18 protein-coding genes and 1 tRNA gene are annotated in these 22,910 nt (G+C 61.8%); 3 read left to right on the forward strand and 16 right to left on the reverse strand.

All coding sequences use genetic code 11. The features are described 5' to 3' along the window. From ACIQTW_RS12575 to ACIQTW_RS12590, 4 genes are all read right to left on the reverse strand, one after another. On the reverse strand, positions 1-1,290 hold the full coding sequence (locus ACIQTW_RS12575; RefSeq protein WP_402937235.1) for an aspartate aminotransferase family protein: 1,290 nt from the start codon (positions 1,288-1,290) through the stop codon (positions 1-3). Positions 1,291-1,308: 18 nt separating this feature from the next. Continuing rightward, a complete protein-coding gene (locus ACIQTW_RS12580) occupies positions 1,309-2,256 on the reverse strand; it encodes a C-terminal binding protein (protein WP_402937237.1) in 948 nt (315 codons plus the stop codon). A gap of 226 nt (positions 2,257-2,482) precedes the next feature. Beyond that, on the reverse strand, positions 2,483-4,285 hold the full coding sequence (locus tag ACIQTW_RS12585) for a sigma-54-dependent Fis family transcriptional regulator (protein WP_402937239.1): 1,803 nt from the start codon (positions 4,283-4,285) through the stop codon (positions 2,483-2,485). Positions 4,286-4,317: 32 nt separating this feature from the next. Next, positions 4,318-4,542 (reverse strand): hypothetical protein, encoded by a 225-nt coding sequence (locus tag ACIQTW_RS12590; RefSeq protein WP_402937240.1) that lies wholly within the window; start codon positions 4,540-4,542, stop codon positions 4,318-4,320. Positions 4,543-4,727: 185 nt separating this feature from the next. Here ACIQTW_RS12590 and ACIQTW_RS12595 point away from each other — a divergent pair, with 185 nt between their 5' ends. Further along, on the forward strand, positions 4,728-5,387 hold the full coding sequence (locus ACIQTW_RS12595; protein ID WP_402937242.1) for a TetR/AcrR family transcriptional regulator: 660 nt from the start codon (positions 4,728-4,730) through the stop codon (positions 5,385-5,387). Positions 5,388-5,905: 518 nt separating this feature from the next. On the opposite strand, the gene ACIQTW_RS12600 is transcribed toward ACIQTW_RS12595, so the two are convergent. Then, positions 5,906-5,987, reverse strand: a tRNA-Leu gene (locus ACIQTW_RS12600). 198 nt (positions 5,988-6,185) lie between these two features. Here ACIQTW_RS12600 and ACIQTW_RS12605 point away from each other — a divergent pair. Next, positions 6,186-6,791, forward strand: a complete 606-nt coding sequence (locus ACIQTW_RS12605; RefSeq protein ID WP_011774540.1) for an ANTAR domain-containing response regulator — start codon at positions 6,186-6,188, stop codon at positions 6,789-6,791. A gap of 139 nt (positions 6,792-6,930) precedes the next feature. Here ACIQTW_RS12605 and pyk read toward each other — a convergent pair whose 3' ends face one another. The 11 genes from pyk to hisI all read right to left on the reverse strand — a co-directional run bounded on the left by pyk (position 6,931) and on the right by hisI (position 22,165). Further along, positions 6,931-8,424 (reverse strand): pyruvate kinase, encoded by a 1,494-nt coding sequence (pyk, locus tag ACIQTW_RS12610; RefSeq protein WP_402937244.1) that lies wholly within the window; start codon positions 8,422-8,424, stop codon positions 6,931-6,933. Between the two features lie 54 nt (positions 8,425-8,478). Continuing rightward, positions 8,479-9,936: a glutamate synthase subunit beta gene (locus ACIQTW_RS12615; protein ID WP_364309467.1), complete on the reverse strand. Its 1,458-nt coding sequence runs from the start codon at positions 9,934-9,936 to the stop codon at positions 8,479-8,481. Beyond that, positions 9,929-14,542: a glutamate synthase large subunit gene (gltB, locus tag ACIQTW_RS12620; RefSeq protein WP_402937246.1), complete on the reverse strand. Its 4,614-nt coding sequence runs from the start codon at positions 14,540-14,542 to the stop codon at positions 9,929-9,931. The genes ACIQTW_RS12615 and gltB overlap by 8 nt, the downstream gene beginning before the upstream one ends. A 259-nt stretch (positions 14,543-14,801) precedes the next feature. Further along, positions 14,802-15,956 carry a prolipoprotein diacylglyceryl transferase gene (gene lgt, locus ACIQTW_RS12625; protein WP_402937248.1) on the reverse strand — a complete coding sequence of 385 codons (1,155 nt, stop codon included), beginning with the start codon at positions 15,954-15,956 and terminating at the stop codon, positions 14,802-14,804. 21 nt (positions 15,957-15,977) lie between these two features. Continuing rightward, positions 15,978-16,790: a tryptophan synthase subunit alpha gene (gene trpA / locus ACIQTW_RS12630; protein WP_402937249.1), complete on the reverse strand. Its 813-nt coding sequence runs from the start codon at positions 16,788-16,790 to the stop codon at positions 15,978-15,980. Beyond that, a complete protein-coding gene (trpB, locus tag ACIQTW_RS12635; protein WP_402937251.1) occupies positions 16,790-18,166 on the reverse strand; it encodes a tryptophan synthase subunit beta in 1,377 nt (458 codons plus the stop codon). The genes trpA and trpB overlap by 1 nt, the downstream gene beginning before the upstream one ends. Positions 18,167-18,280: 114 nt before the next feature. Beyond that, positions 18,281-19,099 (reverse strand): indole-3-glycerol phosphate synthase TrpC, encoded by an 819-nt coding sequence (gene trpC / locus ACIQTW_RS12640; protein ID WP_402937252.1) that lies wholly within the window; start codon positions 19,097-19,099, stop codon positions 18,281-18,283. 2 nt (positions 19,100-19,101) lie between these two features. Next, entirely contained in the window at positions 19,102-19,374 is a 273-nt protein-coding gene (locus ACIQTW_RS12645) for an HGxxPAAW family protein (RefSeq protein WP_011774532.1), read from the reverse strand. A gap of 131 nt (positions 19,375-19,505) precedes the next feature. Continuing rightward, positions 19,506-20,111: a Trp biosynthesis-associated membrane protein gene (locus ACIQTW_RS12650; RefSeq protein WP_402937253.1), complete on the reverse strand. Its 606-nt coding sequence runs from the start codon at positions 20,109-20,111 to the stop codon at positions 19,506-19,508. After that, positions 20,108-21,691, reverse strand: coding sequence for an anthranilate synthase component I (locus ACIQTW_RS12655; RefSeq protein WP_402937255.1), 1,584 nt, complete (start codon positions 21,689-21,691; stop codon positions 20,108-20,110). Before ACIQTW_RS12655 ends, ACIQTW_RS12650 begins: the two co-directional genes overlap by 4 nt. Positions 21,692-21,748: 57 nt before the next feature. Beyond that, positions 21,749-22,165: a phosphoribosyl-AMP cyclohydrolase gene (gene hisI, locus ACIQTW_RS12660; protein ID WP_017197407.1), complete on the reverse strand. Its 417-nt coding sequence runs from the start codon at positions 22,163-22,165 to the stop codon at positions 21,749-21,751. Positions 22,166-22,254: 89 nt separating this feature from the next. Here hisI and ACIQTW_RS12665 point away from each other — a divergent pair, with 89 nt between their 5' ends. Continuing rightward, positions 22,255-22,899 carry a TIGR03085 family metal-binding protein gene (locus ACIQTW_RS12665; protein ID WP_402937575.1) on the forward strand — a complete coding sequence of 215 codons (645 nt, stop codon included), beginning with the start codon at positions 22,255-22,257 and terminating at the stop codon, positions 22,897-22,899. Positions 22,900-22,910: the final 11 nt, after the last annotated feature.

A 22,910-nucleotide genomic window follows, 5' to 3' on the forward strand; every position in this document is an offset into this window, starting at 1 on the left:
TTACTTAGCACCTTCCGTTGCCGGGTTCTGGTTTGCCACAGCAAGCACAGCGTCGGCCAAGCGGTCAGCGATATCCCCTGCTACCTTTTCGTCCATAGGGGTGGACAAGGACAGCAGATTGGCTGGAGAACCGAGCAAGCCGCGCTCATACGAAGCCCACCACAACTCGTGCTGAGTTTGCTCGTTAACCTTTTCCGCACCAGCAGGAACCGCGCGCAACAACGAACCGCGGCCGCGAATTTCCCAGCCAGCGTCAGCGATCTTCGCGTTCACAGAGTCGCGGGTGGTGTCGCCCAAGTGATTCAGCCTCTTTACTTCTTCTTGAGTGAAGAGCCTCAAAGCGACGGCTCCGGCGGCCATGCTGACGGGGTTGCCGGAGAATGTTCCACCGTGGGGCAAGCTGCCGGGACGAGTGGGATCCACTTCGGCCATCAGCTCAGCCCTACCGGCAACAGCGCCAACGGGGAAGCCTCCACCGATCAATTTGCCCGTGGTGAGCAAGTCCGGGGAAACACCATATTCACCGCTGAAGCCGTTGAATCCCAAGCGGAGGCTGATGACTTCGTCAATAATCAGGACAATCCCGTACTGCGTCGCGAGGTCCCTCGCGGTGTGCACGAACTCCTCGGAAATCCTGAGAAGACCGGCTCTGTTGGGCAACAGGTCCAGAATGATGGCTGCGTAGGAGTCGGGTGCTGCTTCAACTTCCTGGCGCAGGACATCAATGTCATTGAGGGGCACTGCGGTAACATCGTTGATCACGCCGCGGGTTACTCCACGCTGGTAGGCAGGCCCGCCCGGGACCAAGGCCACTTCAGATGTTCCGTGGTAGCCGCCCTTGGTGACGATGACTCGCTCCCGTCCGGTGCTCGCTCGGGCGATGCGGATTGCGGACATGACGGCCTCGGTGCCGGAGTTGGCAAATCGCACCTGGTCAAGGTCAGGCAGGCGGGAAAGCAGGAGATCCGCCAATTCCCACTCGTAGAGATTGGGGATTCCCCAGCTGGCACCGGCAGTGAGTGCTTTGGTCGCGGCCTCTGTAATCTCGGGGTGCGCGTTGCCATGAATCAGTGAGGTGAAGTTGTTGTTCGCATCGATTAGTTCATGACCACGGTCATCCCAGACCCTGTAGCCCTCACCTCGGATGGCATAGGGGCTCGGGGCCCCCGTGTAGTACGTCGAGCGGCCGTAGCCGCCAGGCAGCAGAGGGAATCCACGAGGTCCTCTGCGCAGGTGCGGGTCCTCCGAGAGGTGGCTCTGCGGGGTTGTTTTCTGGTTTTCTGTTCCCACTTGGTTCTCTCCAGTCTTTCAGTTCACGAGGTCGATGAGCGGTTGCCCGGTCAGGGCCAGGCGGACACGTTCAACGGCACCCTCTTGAAGTGCGCCTGTGGAACGGTTGGAGCGCCAGGCAATGTGGGGCGTCAGGATGGTGTTGGGCGCTGAGCGAAGCGGGTGTTCTGCCCCGAGGGGTTCCTCGGCAAAGGTGTCGATGCCTGCACCTGCGATGTGGCCGGAGGTGAGTGCCTCGGCGAGGGCTGATTCCTCGATGAGACCGCCACGGGATACGTTGACCACCACTGCTCCCTTTCGCATGCGCGCCAGAACATCCTTGGAGATCAGGTTTGCGGTATCAGCGGTCAGCGGCAGGTGAAGCGATACGACGTCGGAATTTTCCAGGATGTCGTCCAAGGTGGTCAGGTCCACAAAGCTCTCCGTCACGAACGGGTCGTAGGCCCGGACCCGCGCCCCAACGGCCTGGTACATGCGGGCAACGTGCTGGCCAATGCGCCCCATTCCCAGGACCCCGACCTCAAGTTCGGACAGAACCGGGGTGTCGTAGCCGATGGTCCCGGCCCAACCAAGGTTCTGGATCGATGCGCCACCTGCCGGCAGACGGCGGGCCAGTGCCAAACCCATCGCAAACGCGTGCGATGCCACCTCCTCTGAGGCTGTTCCGGGGACGATTGACACGGGGATCTCTGCCGCGGTGGCTGCATCAACATCGATGTTGTCGTAGCCGATTCCATACCTGATGACAGCCTTGCACTTGGACATCACAGGGAAGTCTGCGGCTGTGAGTTTCGCGTAAGGGGTGATCATCACGATGTCGGCTTCGGGAAGGCCTTCCCGGAAGGCTTCAACGTCGGCAGCCGGGTTGAGTGTGTAACCGAACTCCTCTGCGAGCGCGTGCTCGCGGTCCAGGTTTGGAAAGTGATGGGGGGCCACAAGAATGGTTCCCTGGGCATCGCGGGTCATAGTCGTCGTCCTGTTCGTTGAGTACCCTCTTCATCTGCCGAGCACCCGTTGTAGGGTGCCGGTGTGCGGGTGATTTCAAGTACAACGCGATATGTGCAGGTTCATCCGTACCAATTCGAGACACTGGGGTGGGACAGTGTCCCACCGGTGACTGTCGGGGGGCCAGGACCCAAAAAGGCAGCCGGCCATCAATGGTGGCCGGCTGCCTTACTGCGCAGTTTTGGGGTTATAGGTCGAAGCCTCTACTGCGGAAGTAGTCCATCCGGCGGTAGAGGGTGGAGCGGCCAATCTGCAACGTCTCTGCCGCAAGGCTCCTGTTACCCGACGCTTCCTGCAGCGCGGTTCGTAGCTCGCTGAGTTCGGCGTCCTCCAGACGGGACAACCGCCCTTTGGTCAAGACCCGGTGGAACCCTTGCGGGAGATCGTCTACGGTAACTTCCGCTCCGCTGGCGCGTTCAACGGCATTGGACACTACGGCGCGGAGCTGGTCGATGTTTCGCGGCCAGTCAGCATGCGTCAGCGTTGTTAGTAGCCGTCGGGACAACCTTCGGTCCCCCATCTCTTCTGCAATCGCCACCGCAAGCTGGGGAATGTCCTCCCGCCTGTTTCGCAGCGGCTCAACCATAATTTCCAAGACGTCGAACGCCTCTGACAGTATCAATGTGGCATCCGTTGGGTGAGTGATGGTGAACGCAAGCTTGGTGGTGGCATTGCCCCGAAGGTTCCGGGCGAGCTCTGCTGCCTCGCTCTGTGAAAGTTCGTCGGCATGTTCGACGATCAACGTCGATGGCAGCTCGGTGGATACTCGGTGTATCACATCCCGGAGTTGGTTGTTCCGGAGCGAGCCACCCCTTGCATCGACCACCACGTGCTGGCCGCGAATGTCCGCAATTGCGCCAGCAAGCCGGCGTTTACCGCTACCGAGCTCTCCAATGATGACAACGGAACGCTCCTGCTCTACAGCCTTGCGGGCAAGGCTCAAGGTGCGCTTGAAGCCCATGCTCGTCCCGTCAACATGCTTCAACAGCCTGTCTGCCGCATCCGGCAAGGCAGCCTGCGGCACTACCTCGTCGCTATGCGGTTGGGTTGGACGTTCCTTCGTGGGTGAGTGTGGGCGGACCACCACGATGGCCCCTACGTTGGCTGCAGATAACGTCACGGGCGAAACTTCCAGGGTGGAGATCCCAGGCCCCTGGAGCGAGACCTCACAGTTGAGTTCGCGGCCGGAGGACATGACCGCTTTCGCATACCCGGAGATGACGGAGACGTCGCCGTCCTCCAAGGTCGCCGTTGCCGTTGCGTTGAGCAGGGAGTTCTTGCCGTCCAGGGCAATCACTGCCCGGTTGCCGCGCCGGCGGGAGATCCTCAAGTATTCGCTGAGCAGAGCACGTTCCTTTGATGAGGTCCGCACCTCGATGTCGCGCTCAATCCGAGAGGCTACCCCTTCCAGCATCAGCAAAGTGGACGATGGCTCCAAAGAGGTGACCCGATTGCCGGGTAGAGTCAGTCCGATGACGGCCCGAACCCTGTTGTGGAAAGGGTCGCGGACGAGGGAAGCGAAACACCAGTTACCGCGCATGTCCTCACGGAAGTGCTCTTCCGGTGCGAGCCAGACACCCCGTCCTTCTTCAAGGGCTAGACCTTCACCATTGCTTCCGCAGCTCTCCTCAAGGAGTGAGTATCCGGCCGGGAAGCCGTCATCCCGTAGGTAGTCCGCTTTGACCAGTACACCGTTGGGCGCCGTCAGGTTGACGTAACCGCCAAGGTCCGCGGCGACCTCGTCCAGTTTTTGCAGGTGTGGACCTGCCGCCTGGATGGTGTGTTCGTCCACGCGACCCTCGTCAAAAAACCCTCGGTCTGCCACAGCATCAACGCCGGCTGCCCTGCTCCTGTACCAGGAGCGCGCGACGATGGGTCGGATTCCGCTGAGGTCGGCATGGGGCTGCATGAGGAAGAGTTCGCGTAACCGATCGATTTGAAGCAGCGGCTCTCGCGGCACCCAAGGGGAAAGTACTTCTGCAGAGGACATGTCAATTGGTTCTTTCTGCTGGAGCCAGGTATTCAGGAAACGACGGCGGTACCACCGCGACGGCGGGAGTTATGCCACTTGCGCGCCCGGCCTCGACTCTTAGGGCGGAAAGCCTGTTGCGCGTGCCAGTTGTCGTTGTGAGCCGCATCGTCTTCCACAGCGCGCGCGCTGATATAGGCGGCGATCATGCCAGAAAGCCCACTGCCAAAGGTCATGCTGCTTCCTTTGGCCCCCCGGTTCGAATCTTCGCTAAACATGATCCGTTCCTCCCTGTTAAGGCACTGATAGTGACGGGACCAGCCTGTGCTGGCTTGCGCCACTTTCAGAGTAGCTAACTAATGGTCGTTAGCCAAGAGTTTGCGTAAAGTTGGACCATGTTTAATGTGCCACGGCGATGGACCAATTCCGAAGGGTCGACCCCCACGACTGTTAGGGTCAAAGCATGAGCAGTTCCTCCTACAAGGCCGCCCGCGACACCTTCGCCCACCGCTTGGAAGAATGGGATTGGGCCGGCCAAGGGGCTTCAAGACGCCACATACTCGAGGCATTTCTGGAACTGGCCATCGCCAACGGGTTCAGCTCCGTCTCCATGCGGACCATCGCCAACGCCGTCAACATCAAACCGCCGAGCCTCTACTCGCATTTCCCCAACGGCAGGGACGAAATCGTCGCGGAATCACTGCGCTGGCACTTTCACCGTTTCGGCACGGCTCTTCTCGAGGCCGTTGATCACGCGGAATCAGCAGATGACTTCTGGGACGCCATGGTGAGGCTGCATTTCACCAGACAGGTCAGGCTTCCCGAAAGCAATCTGTGGGACCTGCTCGTGGCAACCGACAGGATGGCCTCGATCCTTCCCGCAGACCTGCGGGCCCAGGTGGATGACTGGGTTGCACTCCACGAAAACATGTACGCAGCTGCCGCCCGGGACATGGGCCACCCACATCCCGAAGAAAAGGTCCGGATTGTGGTGACCCTCCTGGAAGGAGCCACACGCTGGGCTCCAAACCACTATAACGATGTGGAACTCGAAGCTATGGCGGACAAGGCCGTGCTGTTGTCCCGCATCATTCTTGGGGCCGAACTGCCCGGCGAACCGTAGCGCCATCCTCCCCCCCGGGCAGGAGTATGGATTCCCGTGATCTGAAAGGCACGGAACGCAGGCTCCGCGCCTTTCAGATTTAGCTTCACCTCAGGGCTACGGCGGCTGCCTGGTGACTGGTGCCTACAACCAGTATCCGGCACCCGGGTCTCCCAGGTTCGTCTACTGCTGGCTTTGGCCTGACAAAGCATCAGCCTGGCCAGCTTCCTCACTTAAGGGAACGAGCCGAACCCAGGATCTTCGACGCAAGTTCTCAAAGTCATGTTGTGCTCAGTCGCCCTACCCATGAAGTGGTGTAGGCCAAAAAAGACCTACCGAACGAACCCAAGAGAGGAACGCATAGCCCCAGTACAGAGCGCGCGGAGTGCCCGCCAGCCACGACCCTGACCCCGCTCCCCCACAAACAAACAGACGATCCGCGGCGCCAGGCACCCCCCGCGGCCAGTGTCAGAGGGACCTGACCCAACAGAATGTACATACGTTAAAGCAAAAACCCCCTCTGACGAGGGGGTATGCCGTGCCCGAGGTGGGACTCGAACCCACACACCTTTCGATACTGCATTTTGAGTGCAGCGCGTCTGCCAATTCCGCCACTCGGGCGCGGATTACCGGGAAGTTAAATCTCGCTGACTGCTCTCATTTCTGTGAGCAACGCGATCCTTTCCCAGCACGCGAAACTACTCTACATGCAGATAGGCTGATTCAAAGAACCGGGCGCGCTGATGCAACAAAAACCAGCCATCAAAGAGTCCACACTAAGATGGACATGAACCCGCCGAACCTTTTCAAGGAGATCCCGTGACCGAACAGACGGAGTCCACGTCCACAGCCCAGCCGGCCCGACGCGTTGTCGTAGCCGAGGATGAGACCCTCATCCGCCTGGACATTATCGAGATTTTGAAGGGCGAGGGGTACGACGTCGTCGGCGAGGCAGACAACGGCGAGAAGGCCGTACAGCTGGCCGAGGAGCTCAAGCCTGACCTTGTCCTCATGGATGTGAAGATGCCCGTCATGGACGGCATTTCGGCGGCTGAGAAGATCGTCAAGGCACGCATTGCCCCTGTTGTGCTGCTGACCGCTTTCAGCCAGAAGGAACTGGTGGAGCGCGCACGCGACGCCGGCGCCATGGCGTACGTCGTCAAGCCGTTCTCCCCCGCAGACCTGATCCCCGCCATCGAGATCGCCCTTTCCCGCCATGAGGAGATCAAGGCGCTCGAGAACGAGGTTTCCGACCTCCAGGAGCAGTTCGCCACGCGCAAGCTTGTAGAGCGCGCCAAGAGCCTCCTGACCACCAAGATGGGCCTCACGGAGCCGGAAGCGTTCCGCTGGATCCAGAAGACCTCCATGGACCGTCGCCTCAGCATGCGTGAGGTTGCCGAAACCATCATCAACCAGGTCAACTAACCCAAAGCAACACACGACGGCGGCCGCTCACCTCACGCGAGGTGGGCGGCCGCCGTCGTAAGCCCTTACAAGCCAAAGACAAAACAAAAAATGCGGGCCCCGCCAAAAGGCGGGGCCCGCACCAAAGAAAGCGAAGAACTTAGCTCTTGGCCTTGGACTTCTTTTCAGGCCACGGGCCAACGGGTTCCTTGCGTGAACCGTCGTCGGTCTTGGAGGTGTCGGCGAGGTCGCCTACCTTGTGGACCTTCAGCGAGTTCGTGGAACCGGCCTGTCCTGGAGGGGAACCGGCAGCGATGACAACAAGGTCGCCTTCGTCCACGAGATCCATTTCCAGCAGGCTCTTGTCCACCTGTGCAGTCATCTCGTCGGTGTGGCCCACGGAGGGAACCAGCACCGGCTGGATGCCCCAGGTGAGGGCCAGCTGGTTCCAGACGTGCTCAACCGGCGTGAACGCGAAGACCGGCTTGACCGGACGCAGGCGCGAGAGGCGTCGTGCAGAGTCGCCGGACTGGGTGAAAGTACAGATGTACTTGGCGTCCAGCTGGTCGGCGATCTCGACGGCGGCACGGGTGATGGCGCCACCACGGGTCTTGGGCTTGGTTCCCAGCGGGGGGACGCGCTCAAGGCCGTGGACTTCGGTGGACTCGATGATCCGGGCCATGACCTTGACGGTTTCGATGGGGTACTGGCCCACAGAGGTTTCGCCGGAGAGCATGACTGCATCGGCGCCGTCGAGGACTGCGTTGGCGCAGTCGGAAGCCTCGGCGCGCGTCGGACGCGGGTTGTCGATCATGGATTCCAGGACCTGGGTTGCCACGATGACCGGCTTGGCCCAACGACGTGCCAGTTCAATGGCGCGCTTCTGGACGATCGGCACCTCTTCGAGCGGCAGTTCGACACCGAGGTCGCCACGGGCCACCATGATGGCATCGAAGGCGTCGATGATTTCGTGGAGCTGCTCCACGGCCTGGGGCTTTTCGATCTTTGCGATCACCGGAACACGGCGGCCTTCTTCATCCATGATCTCGTGGACGCGCTTGATGTCAGAGGCATCACGCACGAACGAGAGGGCAATGAGGTCGGCGCCGCGCTTGAGGGCCCAACGGAGGTCGTCCTCGTCTTTTTCGCTCAAGGCGGGGACGTTGACGGCAACACCGGGCAGGTTGATGCCCTTGTTGTTGGAGACCTTGCCACCAACCGTGACGGTGGTGACAACCTTGACGTCGTCAACCTCGAGGGCTCGCAGAGCCACCTTGCCGTCGTCAATGAGCAGGGCGTCGCCCACGTTGACGTCTTCGGTGAGGCTCTTCAGCGTGGTGGAGCAGATGTCCTTGGTGCCCGGGACGTCTTCGGTGGTGATGGTGAAAGTGTCGCCCACGGCCAGCTCGTGCGGGCCGTCAACAAAGCGACCCAAGCGGATCTTGGGTCCCTGGAGGTCGGCCATGATGGCCACGGGCTTGCCGAGCTGGGCGGCAGCCTTGCGGACGTTTTCGTAGGTGGTGTCATGCACGGAGTAGTCGCCGTGGCTCATATTCATGCGAGCAACGTCGACGCCGGCCTCCAGCACCGCGAGGGTGTTGTCGAAGCTGGAGATAGCCGGGCCGAAAGTTGCCACAATTTTCGCGCGTCTCATATACCTACCCTAAGTAGTCATGCTGATTGAGTAAAAGAAGTGTTCCTGCCGGCGCTATAAGACCGCTATCGCCCGGTCGGTGGGGGCGACCGGTGCCGGGAGGATGGTGCTTCCCATCAGGAACCTGTCCACTGCAGCCGCGCAAGCACGGCCTTCCGCAATGGCCCACACAATCAGTGACTGGCCACGTCCGGCATCACCGGCAACAAACACTCCCTCGGTGTTCGTCATGTAGTAGCCGTCGCGGGCAACGTTGCCCCGACCGTCGAATTCTGCACTGACCTGCTCCGTGATACCTGCCGGCTCAGCACCGGTAAAGCCCAGGCTCAAGAACACAAGGTCAGCTGGAATGATTCGTTCTGTACCGGCCTTGGGCAGGCGTTTGCCGTCCACGAACTCGGTTTCAGCAACTTTGACGCCGGTGAGCTTGCCGTTTTCTCCAACGAACTCAACGGTTGATGCAAGGTACGTCCGCTCGCCGCCTTCTTCGTGGGCGCTGGCGACCTCGAAAAGGGTGGGGAACGTCGGCCACGGCTGGTGGGTGGCGCGTTCGGCGGGCGGCTGCTTGCCGATCGCGAGCGTGGTCACCGAGGCAGCCTGGTGACGGTGGGCGGTGCCGATGCAGTCAGCACCGGTATCGCCACCACCAAGGATGACAACGTGCTTGCCGCGCGCATCGATGTGGTTCTCAGGGTTCTCCCCCGCCACCTTGCGGTTGGACGGAACAAGGTAATCCATGGCGAAGTGGACACCCTCGAGGTCACGGCCGGGGATGGGCAGGTCGCGCGGGACGGTGGCACCGGTGGCGACAACAACGGCGTCGTAACGGCGTCGCAGCTGTTCCCAGGTGACGTCGGTACCCACAGCGACGCCGGTCCGGAAGCGCGTGCCTTCGGCCTTCATCTGCTCCAGGCGGCGGTCAACCTGTTCCTTCTCCATCTTGAAGTCGGGGATGCCGTAGCGGAGCAGGCCGCCGATCTTGTCGTCGCGCTCGTACACGGCAACAGTGTGGCCCACTCGGGTCAGCTGCTGTGCCACGGCCAAGCCGGCGGGACCGGAACCAACCACAGCCACCGTCTTGCCGGTGAGGCGTGTGGGAGGAAGGGGCTGGACCCAGTCGTTGTCGAAGGCCTGGTCGATGATCGAAACCTCAACCTGCTTGATGGTCACGGCAGGCTGGTTGATCCCCAGCACGCAGGACGCTTCGCAGGGTGCAGGACACAGACGGCCCGTGAACTCCGGGAAGTTGTTCGTGGCGTGAAGACGCTCAATAGCTTCTTCACCCTTGTCCCGCCACACGAGGTCGTTCCACTCAGGAATGAGGTTACCCAGCGGGCAGCCCTGGTGGCAGAACGGTACGCCGCAGTCCATGCAGCGTCCGGCCTGGCTCTTCAGGACGCCCTTTTCCTGGGCTTCGTACACTTCTTTCCAGTCCATGATGCGGACGGGAACGGGACGGCGTGGCTGCGTCTCGCGCTGCCGGACTTTCAGAAATCCGCGTGGATCAGCCACCGGTTACCTCCAGGATTCGAGACCATACTTCTTCGCCATCAGGGTCAAGGCCCTCTTCGATGGCGTCGAGACGGGTTTGCAGGACTGCGGCGTAGTCGCGCGGCAGTACTTTGGTGATGCGGGCGGCGGTGTCGTCGAAGTTCTCGAGCAGACGGCCGGCCAGGACGGATTCGGTTTCCTCAACGTGCTTAGTGAGCAGGCCGTGGACAATGTCGCGGTCCTCGGCGTCGAGCTCCAGGAGCTGGAGTTCACCGGTATCGAGGGCCATCTTGTTGACGCGCTCAGGCTGCAGGTCCAGTACATAGGCCGTACCGCCGGACATGCCGGCACCGAAGTTGCGGCCTGTCCGGCCGATGATCAGTGTCTGGCCACCGGTCATGTACTCGCAACCGTGATCGCCAATACCTTCGACGACGGCGGTCGCACCGGAGTTACGGACCAGGAAGCGTTCACCAACCTGGCCACGCAGGAACATTTCACCGCTGGTGGCGCCATAACCGATCACGTTGCCGGCAATGACATTGCGCTCCGCCTGGAACACGTTGGTGCGGTCCGGTCGAACGATGATGCGTCCACCGGAGAGGCCCTTGCCGACGTAGTCGTTGGAGTCACCGAACATGCGCAGCGTGATACCGGCAGGCAGGAAAGCCCCGAGGGACTGGCCAGCAGTACCGTTCAGCGTCACATCGATCGTATCGGTCGCCAGCACATCGGTGCTGAACGTCTTGGTCACCACGTGGCCGAGCATCGTACCCACGGAACGGTCCGTGTTGATGACGTCCAGGGTGATCTTGACGGGCATGCGGTCGCTGAGTGCTTCCTGAGCCATGGTGATCAGCCGCTGGTCAAAGTGCTTGTCCAGCTCGTGGTTCTGGCCGGTCATGTTGCGCAGCGGCACGTCGTCGTCGAACTCAAGCCCATGCAGGATGGGATCGAGGTCCAGGCCTTCGGCCTTCCAGTGGTTGATCGCTTCGCGGGTGTCCAGAACTTCGGCGTGGCCGATTGCCTCTTCCAGGCTGCGGAATCCGAGCTCGGCCAGGATTTCGCGGACTTCTTCTGCCAGGAACTCGAAGAAGTTGACCACGAACTCGGGCTTGCCGTTGAACCTGGAGCGAAGCTCGGGGTTCTGCGTCGCAACACCAACAGGGCAGGTGTCCAAGTGGCAGACGCGCATCATGATGCAGCCGGAGACCACCAGCGGAGCGGTCGCAAAGCCGTATTCCTCGCCACCCAGCAGGGCAGCAATGACAACGTCGCGTCCAGTCTTGAGCTGGCCGTCAACCTGAACCACCACGCGGTCGCGGAGACCGTTGAGCATGAGGGTCTGCTGGGTCTCGGCAAGCCCAAGTTCCCAGGGCACACCCGCGTGCTTGAGCGAGTTCAGCGGCGAGGCGCCGGTACCGCCGTCGTGACCTGAAACAAGCACGACGTCGGCCTTGGCCTTGGTGACGCCGGACGCCACCGTGCCGATCCCGACTTCCGAAACCAGCTTCACGTGCACACGTGCCGAAGGGTTGGCGCGCTTGGCATCGTAGATGAGCTGCGCGAGGTCTTCGATCGAGTAGATGTCGTGGTGCGGGGGCGGGGAAATGAGTCCGACGCCGGGGGTGGAATGACGCGTCCGGGCTACCCAGGGGTAAACCTTCTGGGCCATCAGCTGGCCACCTTCGCCAGGCTTGGCACCCTGCGCCATCTTGATCTGGATGTCATCGGCGTTGGTCAGGTACAGGCTGGTGACGCCGAAGCGGCCGGAAGCGATCTGCTTGATGGCAGAGCGGCGCTCCGGGTCCAGCAGGCGATCAACATCCTCGCCACCTTCACCGGTGTTGGACTTGGCGCCCAAACGGTTCATGGCAATTGCCAGGGTCTCGTGGGCTTCCTTCGAGATGGAGCCGTAGCTCATTGCACCCGTGGAGAAACGCTTCACGATGCTGGAGACAGGCTCCACTTCCTCGAGCGGAACAGCCGGACGGACTCCGTCCTTGAACTTAAGGAGCCCGCGGAGGGTCATCAGGTTCTCGGACTGATCGTCAATGCCCTTGGTGTAGGACTTGAAGATGTCGTAACGGCGTTCGCGGGTGGCGTGCTGCAGGCGGAAAACCGTCTCCGGGTTGAAGAGGTGCGGTTCGCCGTCACGGCGCCACTGATATTCGCCGCCACCGAGCAGCGGCTGGTGCGGGTGCTCAATGCCACCTTCCGGGTACGCCATCTGGTGGCGTGCCGAAACTTCCGCGGCAATGACGTCCAGGCCGACGCCGCCCAGCTGGGAGTGCGTGCCGGAGAAGAATTCGTCCACGAGCTCCTGGGACAAGCCCAGTGCTTCGAAAGTCTGGGCGCCCGTGTAGGAAGCAACAGTGGAGATGCCCATCTTGGACATGATCTTCAGGACACCCTTGCCGAGGCCCTTGATGAGGTTGTAGACACCGTCTTCCGGGGTTACACCCACAACGTCGCCGTTGGAGATCAGCTGTTCCACCGACTCCATGGCCAGGTACGGGTTGACGGCAGAAGCACCGTAACCGATGAGGACTGCCACGTGGTGCGTCTCCCGGACGTCGCCGGCCTCCACCACAAGCGCGGTCTTGGTTCGGTTGGCGCTGCGGAGCAGGTGGTGATGGACTGCGCTGACCAGCAGAAGCGAAGGAATCGGAGCCCACTGCGCGTTCGAGTCACGGTCGGACAGCACAACGTACTGCACGCCACGGTTGATTGCGCCGGAGACCTGCTCGCAGATCTCTGTCAGGCGGGCACGAAGTGCCGCTTCTCCACCCTCGGGGCGGTAAAGACCACGGACCTTCATGGCGATGCGGTCGCCGTCGGGGCTTTCGATGTTCGCGATCTTGGCAAGCTGATCGTTGTTGATCACGGGGAACGGCAGGGAGATCTGCGGCTGGCGGACCTGCTTCCCGTCCAAGAGGTTGCCGTTGGGGCCGATGGCGCACTTCAGCGAGGTGACCAACTCTTCGCGGATGGCATCCAGCGGCGGGTTGGTGACCTGCGCGAAGGACTGCACGAAGTAATCGAACAACAAGCGCGGACGCTTGGAGAGCACGGCCACCGGAGTGTCCGAACCCATGGCACCCAAGGGCTCAGCGCCGGTGCGGGACATTGGTCCGAGCAGGATCTTCAGCTCTTCGGTGGTGTAGCCAAAGGTCCGCTGGCGGATATTCACCGACGCAGCGGTGTGAACAACGTGCTCGCGCTCGGGGAGCTCGTTGATGTCGATCAGGTTGTCCTTGAGCCACTCGGCCCAGGGGTTTGCTGCGGCGACCTCGGCCTTAACCTCGGCGTCGTCGATGATGCGTCCGGCCTCGGTGTCCACCAGGAACATCTTGCCTGGGGCAACGCGGCCCTTCTTGACCACGTTGGAAGGCTCTACCTCGATCACGCCAACTTCGGAGGCGAAGATGATGAGGCCGTCTTCGGTGATCCAGTAGCGTCCCGGGCGCAGGCCATTGCGGTCCAACGTGGCGCCGACGAGGTTGCCGTCGGTAAAGGAGACAGCGGCCGGGCCATCCCACGGCTCCATGAGCAGTGAGTGGTACTCGTAAAACGCACGGCGGGCGGGATCCATGGTGGCGTGGTTTTCCCACGCTTCCGGGATCATCATCATGATGGAGTGCGTGATGGGGCGGCCGGACAGCCAGAGGAGCTCGGCTACCTCGTCGAAGGAAGCGGAGTCCGAGGCACCAGGGGTGCAGATCGGGTACAGCTCTTCGGGGACGGAGCCGAGCAGCGGGCTGGCCAGTTGGGACTGGCGGGCGCGCATCCAGTTGCGGTTGCCCTTGACCGTATTGATCTCACCATTGTGGGCGATGGTGCGGAAAGGCTGCGCCAACGGCCATGACGGGAACGTGTTGGTGGAGAAGCGCGAGTGGACGATTGCGAGTTTCGTCTTGAAGCGCTTGTCCGAAAGGTCCGGGTAGAACGGCTCGAGCTGTGCCGTGGTCAACATGCCCTTGTACACAATGGTGCGCGAGGACAGGGACGGGAAGTACACGCCGAACTTATTCTGGGCACGCTTGCGTATACGCCAGGCGCGGGAGTCCAACTCGTTGTGCTCAAGCTGCTCACCGGTGGCGGAAGCAAAGAACGGCTGCGAGAAGTACGGCATACATGCCCGTGCCATGGCACCTACGAGGTCGGCAACCACGGGAACCTCACGCCAGCCGAGGACCGTCAGGCCCTCGTCAGCTGCGAGTGCTTCAATGCCGGCCTTTGCGGTCTCTGCTTCGCGGGACTCAGCGGGGAGGAAGGCAGTGCCCACCACGTATTGGCCCGGGGCAGGCAGTTCGAATTCGGTGACGGCCCGGAAGAACTCGTCCGGAACCTGCATGAGCAGGCCCGCACCGTCGCCGGTACCTTCGTCGGCGCCCACAGCGCCGCGGTGTTCGAGATTGCGGAGGGCGGTCAGTGCCGCTTCCACGATGTCGTATCCCGGTTCCCCGCGGAGCGTGGCAATAATAGCCAGGCCGCAGGCGTCCTTCTCCTTGTCAGGGTTGTAAAGACCCTGAGCCTCCGGGAGCGCGGCAAAGCGCTTGAATGGAGACATGGCACCCTGAGGTTCGATATTTTCGGACCAACCGGGGTTATGAAGATGGGTCATGGGAGACGTCCTTCCTCGGAATCGTGCGTATGGAAGGGACAACGTTGGCCCCACCTTGCCTGCCCTGTGACGGGCACAACAAAGCGCTAGTAATTGGAATTGTAGGCCAGCCGATCCAGCGCAACGAACAGTTACGCAGACCTCTGGCCCCGGCTTGACCAGTGAACATCGGTATGCTGCGATCCGGTTTCCGGGGTGCCACGACGCTGTGGACTGGGCCCTACGAGCGGTGACTCTGTTGCCCCTTTACCGAACGCGACTACTTGGTGTCGTCTGCCTTCGGCGTGGATCCGGGGGCCTTCCTTGCGGCAGTAGCAGCAGATGTGGAACCGGTACCGGACATGCTGTCCTTATCCCTGTCCCCTGCTGATTCCTGCGGCTCGTCAACGTGGCCCGGATCGCTTTGGTTATCTGGGAGATTACCACGCGAACCAGTATCTGAGACAGATGCGTCCACATCATGACTGGTGACGCTGGTCACCGCAGCGGCGTCTTTATCCGCGTTCTTTTCCGGTTCCCGGCCCGGCAAATAAGGGGTGTCCGGTACCGGACGGCCCCGCCTGCCAAGGATAAAGAAGATGGCCAGCGCTGCAATAAAGACGAAGATGCTGGTCCAGACATTGAGTCTGGTAGTGATGCCGAAGAGGCTGATTTGTTCAGCATCATCAATGCGCAGCGCTTCAATCCACACACGGCCCAAGGTGTAGTACACGGCGTACAGCCAGAAGAGCCGGCCCCAACGGAAGTTGAACTTCTTGTCCAGGAGCAGCAGGATGGCCACCCCAACGAGGTTCCACAACATTTCGTAAAGGAACGTCGGGTGGAAGAGCGTACCGGCAGCCATATCCGGCGGGAAATTCGCATTGGCGGGATCGATTTCGAGTCCCCAGGGCAAGGTGGTGGGCGCACCGAAGAGTTCCTGGTTGAACCAGTTCCCCAAACGGCCAATGGCCTGCGCCAGCAACAGTCCGGGAGCAGCGGCGTCGAGGAAAGCGGTCAACTTGACGCCTGCCCGCCTGCAGCCGATCCACGCACCTACTGCACCAAGGATCACGGCACCCCAAATGCCCAAACCACCACGCTGGATCTGCGGGATCAGGGAAAGGTCCCCAGTGCCGTCAAAACCCGGGCCGAAGTACGCATCCGGCGAAGAGAACACGTGGTAGAGGCGGCCGCCGATGATGCCGAAGGGAATAGCCCAGATGGCGATGTCCCAGAGGCTGCCTTCCGGCGCCCCTCGGCGCTTCCAACGGGTGGAGGTCAGCCACAAACCAACGATGATGCCCGCCAGGATGCAGAGGGCGTAAGCGTGGATGCGCAGCGTCCCCCACGGTAGCGGAATGTCGAAACCGGACCACGACGGGCTCGGGATACTCAAGGGGACCATTGCCGCAGCGTGGAGGACGGTCTGCATTCGCTTCGCTGTTTCCTTTTCCTAGGCTTCTGCAGCTGCGCGGCCCAAGCCGGCGCTGAGGTTCTTGGTGAGTTGTCCGACGGCGTCCACGCCGCCATCGCGGAGGGCTGCGACCAGAGCAGTGCCGACGATCACGCCGTCCGCGTAGGCAGCGATTTCCCGGACATGATCCGGGTTGGAGACGCCCAAACCGACGCAAACGCGCTCGGCACCGGCTGCATGGGCACGGGCCACCACATCTTCAGCGCTGCTGCTGACGGAGGTGCGTGTTCCGGTAACACCCATGATGGAGACGGCGTAGACGAAACCACGGCTCGCCTTGACTGTCATGTCCAGTCGCTCCGGAGTGGACGAGGGTGCCACGAGGAACACCCGATCCAAGCCGTACTTGTCGGAGGCTTCGAACCACTCATGGGCTTCATCAGGTACCAGGTCCGGCGTGATGAGCCCTGCTCCCCCGGCTTCGGCCAGCCTTCGGGCAAACTCGTCGACGCCCATGCGCATGACAGGGTTCCAGTAGGTCATGACCAAAACTGCCGCATCAGTAGCTGCCGTAATGCCGGCAACCACGTCAAAGACATTGGCAACGCGGAAGCCGTTGGAGATCGCTTCTGTGGTAGCGGCCTGGATGACCGGTCCGTCCATCACGGGATCCGAGTACGGAATCCCGATTTCGATGAGGTCGGCACCGTTGCGTGCCAAGGCTATGCCGGCCTCAATGCTCTCCTGGACCGTGGGGTAGCCCGCGGGAAGGTAGCCCACCAGGGCAGCGCGTCCTTCCGCTTTGGCACGATCAATGGCGACGGCGGATTTGCTGGCGAATTCTTCAGTCATCAGTTCTGGTCCTCGTTGACGTCCACGGCTGCTTCGGACGTGCGCTCGGCCGGTCCTTTGGGCTTGCGGGTGGACAGCGTAGTGCCCTTGACGTGCCCTTCCTCATCCAACATGTTGAACCAGGCAGCGGCAGTTTCCACGTCCTTGTCACCACGTCCGGACAGGTTGACGATCACCGTCACTTCCGACGGCGTGTCCTTGCCTTCGGTGAGCCGCTTGCCGATCCTAATGGCACCGGCCAGGGCGTGGGAGGACTCAATGGCGGGGATAATGCCTTCAGTCCGGCACAGCAGGCTGAACGCATCCATGGCCTCGGTGTCGGTCACGGCCTCGTAGGTCACACGCCCGATGTCGGCCAGGTACGAGTGCTCCGGTCCGACGCTCGGGTAATCCAAGCCGGCCGAAATGGAGTGGGATTCGATCGTCTGCCCGTCTTCGTCCTGCATGAGGTACGAACGGGCCCCGTGGAGTACGCCTGGACGGCCCAGGGAGATGGCTGCAGCGTGGCGGCCCGTCTCTACCCCTTCGCCGCCGGCTTCAAAGCCGTAAATCTTCACGGACGCGTCATCGAGGAAGGCATGGAACAAACCGATAGCGTTCGAGCCACCGCCGATACACGCGGCGATGGCGTCCGGAAGCTTGCCCGTTTGCTCCAGGATCTGGCTGCGTGCTTCTTCACCAATGACTTCGTGGAAGTAGCGGACCATCGCAGGGAACGGGTGCGCACCAGCTGCAGTGCCCAGAAGGTAGTGGGTGTGCTCCACGTTGGAGACCCAATCCCGAAGGGCATCGTTGATGGCGTCCTTGAGCGTCTGGGAACCATTGGTCACCGGAACCACCGTAGCGCCGAGCAGCTGCATGCGGGCCACGTTCAAGGCCTGCCGCCGGCAGTCCTCAGCACCCATGTACACCACGCACTCGAGGCCCAACAGGGCTGCGGCCGTGGCACTCGCAACGCCGTGCTGACCGGCACCCGTCTCAGCGATAACGCGGGTCTTGCCCATGCGCTTCGCCAGGAGTGCCTGGCCCAGGACGTTGTTGATTTTGTGGGAGCCAGTGTGGTTGAGGTCCTCGCGCTTGAGGAAAATACGTGCTCCCCCGGCGTGCTCCGAGAAGCGCTTGGCTTCGGTCAGCAGGGAAGGCCTGCCGGAGTAGTTCTTGTTGAGGTCCTTCAGCTGCGCGATGAAATCGGGATCAGCTTTGGCCTTTTCAAAAGTGTCCTGGACTTCGTCAAGGGCGGCGATGAGCGACTCGGGCATCCAGCGTCCGCCATAGCTGCCAAAGTAGGGCCCCGATGCGTTCCGCAGCGAAGGGCCACCTTGGAGGAATGCGTCCGCCGCATTCTCTTCTGAGCCGGCTGTTGGCGCGTCGACCATCAGTCTCACCGTCCTGTTCCAGTTAGTTCATTGGGTAGTTCCACGTGCCACAAGGCAGCCGCAGGCTTCTGCCCGGGCTGCCTTGCAACTATTCGCCGTGATTCAGTTACTGCCTCAGTTCCTGACGGCGATGGCGGCAGCTCCAGCTGCCTTGAATTCAGTAATGCGTTCGCGCGGTGTGGAGTCGCTGACCAGCGCCTCCCCCACCAGGATGGCGTTGGCACCAGCCGCGGCATAATGCGCGACATCCTCGGGACCCCTGACGCCGGATTCCGCTACGATCACGGACTCAGCCGGAATCAAACCGGCCAACGATCCGAAAACGGAGCGATCGACGTCGAGCGTTTTGAGGTTGCGGACATTGATGCCGATGATCCTGGCCTGCGCCGCAACTGCGCGCTCGATCTCTTCCTCGGTGTGCGTTTCCACCAGCACGTTCATCCCGAGCTCGTGGCTCAGCGCGCTGAAGTCGGCAAGCTCCGAGTCGGACAATGCCGCGACGATGAGCAGGATGAGGTCGGCTCCGTGGGCACGGGCCTCCCAAATCTGGTACTCATCAACGGTGAAGTCCTTGCGCAACAGCGGCGTTTCGACGGCGGCGCGCACCGCATCGAGGTCCGCCAGCGAGCCGCCGAACCGGCGCTGCTCGGTAAGGACGCTGATGACGGAAGCTCCGCCGTCCGAATACTGCACAGCGAGCGACGCGGGATCGGCGATGGAGGCGAGGTCACCCTTGGAGGGGCTGCGGCGCTTGATTTCGGCGATGACTTTGAGGTCGTTGCGGATGGAAGACGGGCCACCCAGGGCCGCCCACGCATCACGAGCGGGAGCAGCGCTTGCGGCGCGCTCCTTCAGCTCCGCCAGGGACACGAGGCCTCGGCGGGCCTCCATGTCCTCCTTGACTCCAACAATGATGTCATCAAGAACGGTCACGATTAGTGGCCGTTGTTCTGCAGCTTGCTGCCGCCAACTCCGTAGCCTGCCTTACGCATGACGAAGCCCACGATCAGGCCGATAACCATGACAACAAGTCCGCCAACGAAGATCGGGGTGCTGGCGATGACGAACGCGATGGAGGAAATCAGGGCACCGACCAGCATCACAAGTACGCACGTCCAGGCAGCCGGGCTGTTTCCGTGGCCGATGGCGTCAGCGTGGCTGGCCATGGTGGATTCCGCTTGGTTGTTGGACACTGTGGTTTTGCTCATGTGAAATCTCCTCAGGATGAATACTGCTTACATTCTGCCATTTATTGGCGACGGCCGGGACATCGCCTGACGTCAGGACAGCCGGTGTCGGCTTTGTTGCGCCATAGCGGTCCAAAGTCCTCTATGAGTGCCTACGTCGGGTCCTCACCGCGCGAGAGGCTGTCCCAACTGTCAATCTCGTCCACCGGTTCGTTGGCGCTCTTCTTGCCCCGCGCCCCGGCGTCATACTTGGTCCGCGAGGTCCAGTAGCGCCCCGCCAGCGGCAAGGCAATGGCGCACACAGCCAAGAGGGAGCCGGCAACGATCGCGAGGACCGGGAAGGCCGTGATCACTGCATCGGCCTGCCCGCCCGATACTCCCGTGGCCGCAGCGATTGATCCCTGTGCGGCGCCGAGTGGATCCAGTATCACGGTCACTGCCGCGAGGATGATTCCCGCAGCAGACAACGCGATAAGGACTGCGATGATCCAGCGGGCAATCTTGCCGGCAATGGATGCAGCCAAGCCGCCGGCCAAGGCTACGACGGCCAGCGCCGTGACCGCTGTGGCCGCCTTGCTTCCTTGGACATGGAGGTCGCTGTTCGAAGCACCGGCGGGGTCCAGGCGCACCTCGATCCAGGTCTGCGTGGTGGCTCCGAATACGGCCAATGCAAGGATGGTGGTGGCAAGGACCACCGTAGACTTCCGCGCCCACCGCGGCGACTGCCTCACGGAAGGCGCTGATGCTGCTGTACTCATGAGGCGGGCGTCCCGTCGTCGGATTTTTCCGCATTCCCTACGGCGTCCGCCGCGATATTCTGCAGCGACCCGGCGGTGTGAACTGCCCGTAGAGGTGCCGCAGCCTTGTTCACCGTCTCCAACGCCTCGGAAGGCTTATGGGAATCAGCCACGATGCCACCGCCGGCCTGCACGTAGGCGCGGCCTTCACGGAGAAGGGCTGAGCGAATTGCAATGGCCATATCCATGTCGCCGGCGAAGTCCAGGTAACCAACCACGCCACCATAGATACCGCGCCGGTGGGGTTCGAGTTCGTCAAGGAGCCTCAGCGCCCTGGGCTTGGGCGCTCCGGACAACGTACCGGCCGGGAAGGTCGCTTTCAGGACGTCGTAGGCCTTGGCATGGGGGGCTAGCTCGCCAACCACAGTGGACACGAGGTGCATGATGTGACTGAACCGCTCCACTTCCATGAACTGCGTGACGTCAACCGTTCCGGCTACACACACCTTTGAGAGGTCGTTGCGCGAAAGATCAACCAGCATCAGGTGCTCAGCGCGCTCTTTCTGATCGGCCAGCAGTTCAGTAGCCAGGGCCTTATCGGCTTCAACAGTCTTACCGCGGGGGCGTGAACCGGCGATCGGGTGGGTGATGACTTCCTCACCGGTCACCGTCACCAGGGCTTCCGGTGATGAACCAACGATCGAGTACTCGCGGCCGTCTGCATCCTCCAGGCTAAAGAGATACATGTAAGGGCTGGGGTTGGTATTTCGCAGGACTCGGTAGACATCCAGGGGGTCAGCGGCGCACTCCATTTCGAAGCGCCGGGAAATCACTACCTGGAAAACCTCCCCGTCAACAATGGCTTCCTTGCCGCGATCTATGGCCTCCAAATACTTGGCTTCATCCCAGCGTTCCTGCACGCTGGAGGCGAAGTCCAAGGCTGCAGTTTCCAGCACGGAAACCGGCTGGGCAACGGGAGTGCTGATCTGGTCCAACAACCCCTTCACCCGGGCTACGGCGTCGTGCCAGGCGTCATCCACACGCTCGGAACTGTCATCAAAGTTGATGGCATTGGCGATCAGGAGGACGGTACCGTCCACATTGTCGTGCACCGCCATGTCGGTGACCAGGTTCAGTGCCATCTCCGGCAGCTGGAGGTCGTCCTCGGGCGGGGAAGTCAGGCGCTCCCAGTGACGCACGGCTTCCCAACCAAGGAAGCCGACCAAGCCGGAGGTGAACGGCGGCAGGCCGTCGAAGCGGTCAGTCTGCAGCGCAGCAATGGTGTCGCGAACGGCTTCCACCGGGTTGCCTGAAACCGGCACGCCGACGGGCGGCTCACCGATCCAGTGTGCTTCCCCGTCCTTGGTGGTCAGCGTTGCCCGGGATTTGGAACCAATGAAGGAATAGCGGGACCAGGCGCCGCCAACCGCTGCGGATTCCAGGAGGAAGGTTCCCGGCTGTCCCTTGGCAAGTTTCCGGTAGAGGCCGATGGGGGTCTCGGCGTCGGCCAAAACCTTGAGTCGGACAGGGATGACACGGCTGTGGACGGCGAGTTCGCGGAACTCTTCCAGGCCCGGGCTGATGATTCCAAGGTCCTGCATGGCTATGTTCTCCGCCTTATTGTCTGAGGTGGTGCGTCAGTGGAAAGTGGTGGGTGCCTATTCCCGGTGGCCCGTAACAACAGTGAAGTCGCGACCATCAAAGCAGGTCCGGGTTCCGGTGTGGCAGGCGGCGCCGATTTGATCCACGCGGATCAAGAGGGCATCGCCGTCGCAGTCAAGGGCGACAGACTTCACGAACTGTACGTGTCCGGAGGTGTCACCCTTGCGCCAGTATTCCTGGCGGGAGCGGGAGTAGAACGTGACCCTGCCGGACGTCATGGTTCGGTTGAGTGCCTCGTCATCCATCCAGCCGAGCATGAGGACCTCGTTGGTATCGTGCTGCTGCACTATGGCCGCAACAAGGCCTGAGGAATCCCTTTTGAGGGCGCTGGCGATCTCCTGCGGCAAAGGGCTCGCGGGGTCGCTGGAAAGCTCCGCGGCAGGAGTTGGGCTGGGGGCGGACTGCTCTGACATCAGATCAAGTCTAGTGCCTTCGGCGCGAGCCGGATTCTGCGGCGGTTCCAGTGCGCAAGAGTGCTCCGATCGTGCTAGTTTCACAAGTGATGCATTTCGTCGATCCTTCCCGAGAAGTACTGGCCGAAACCCTGCTGGCGGCCGGGCCTGACTCCCCCACGCTCTGCGAAGGGTGGTTGACCCGGGATCTTGCCGCGCACTTGTACCTCCGCGAACGGAAGATCGCCGTGGGTTTGGGGCTCCTGATCCCCAGCCTGGGTAAGGCATCCGAAAAAGCCACCTCCAAACTTGCTGCCAAATTGAAGAGTTCGGACGCCTACGCGGACCTCATCAAGACGTTCCGTGCAGGTCCGCCGGCCCTTTCCCCCTTGAAGATCAAGGCGCTGGATGAGACGTCAAACCTCATTGAGTACTTCGTGCACACCGAGGACATTCGTCGAGCCGGCGACCGCTGGGCGCCCCGGGCCTTGGACGAAGCCTATTCGGACGCACTTTGGGACGAACTCATCAAGCGTGCCGCGTTCCTGTACCGCGGCGTTGATCTGGGCATCGTGCTTGTACGACCCACCGGCCCCCGCCACGTTGCCAAGCGCGCCCCCGTGTCCGTGGCGATAGTTGGCGAGCCCGGCGAACTGCTTATGCACGCGCATGGCCGCACCAGCCAGGCCCTCGTCACCTTCGAAGGCCAGCCGGACGCCGTCGCGCTCCTGCAATCCGCCGATATCGGCCTCTAACCACCAATTGT

It is taken from the genome of Paenarthrobacter sp. NPDC090517 (assembly GCF_044769165.1).
Taxonomy (GTDB): Bacteria; Actinomycetota; Actinomycetes; order Actinomycetales; family Micrococcaceae; genus Arthrobacter.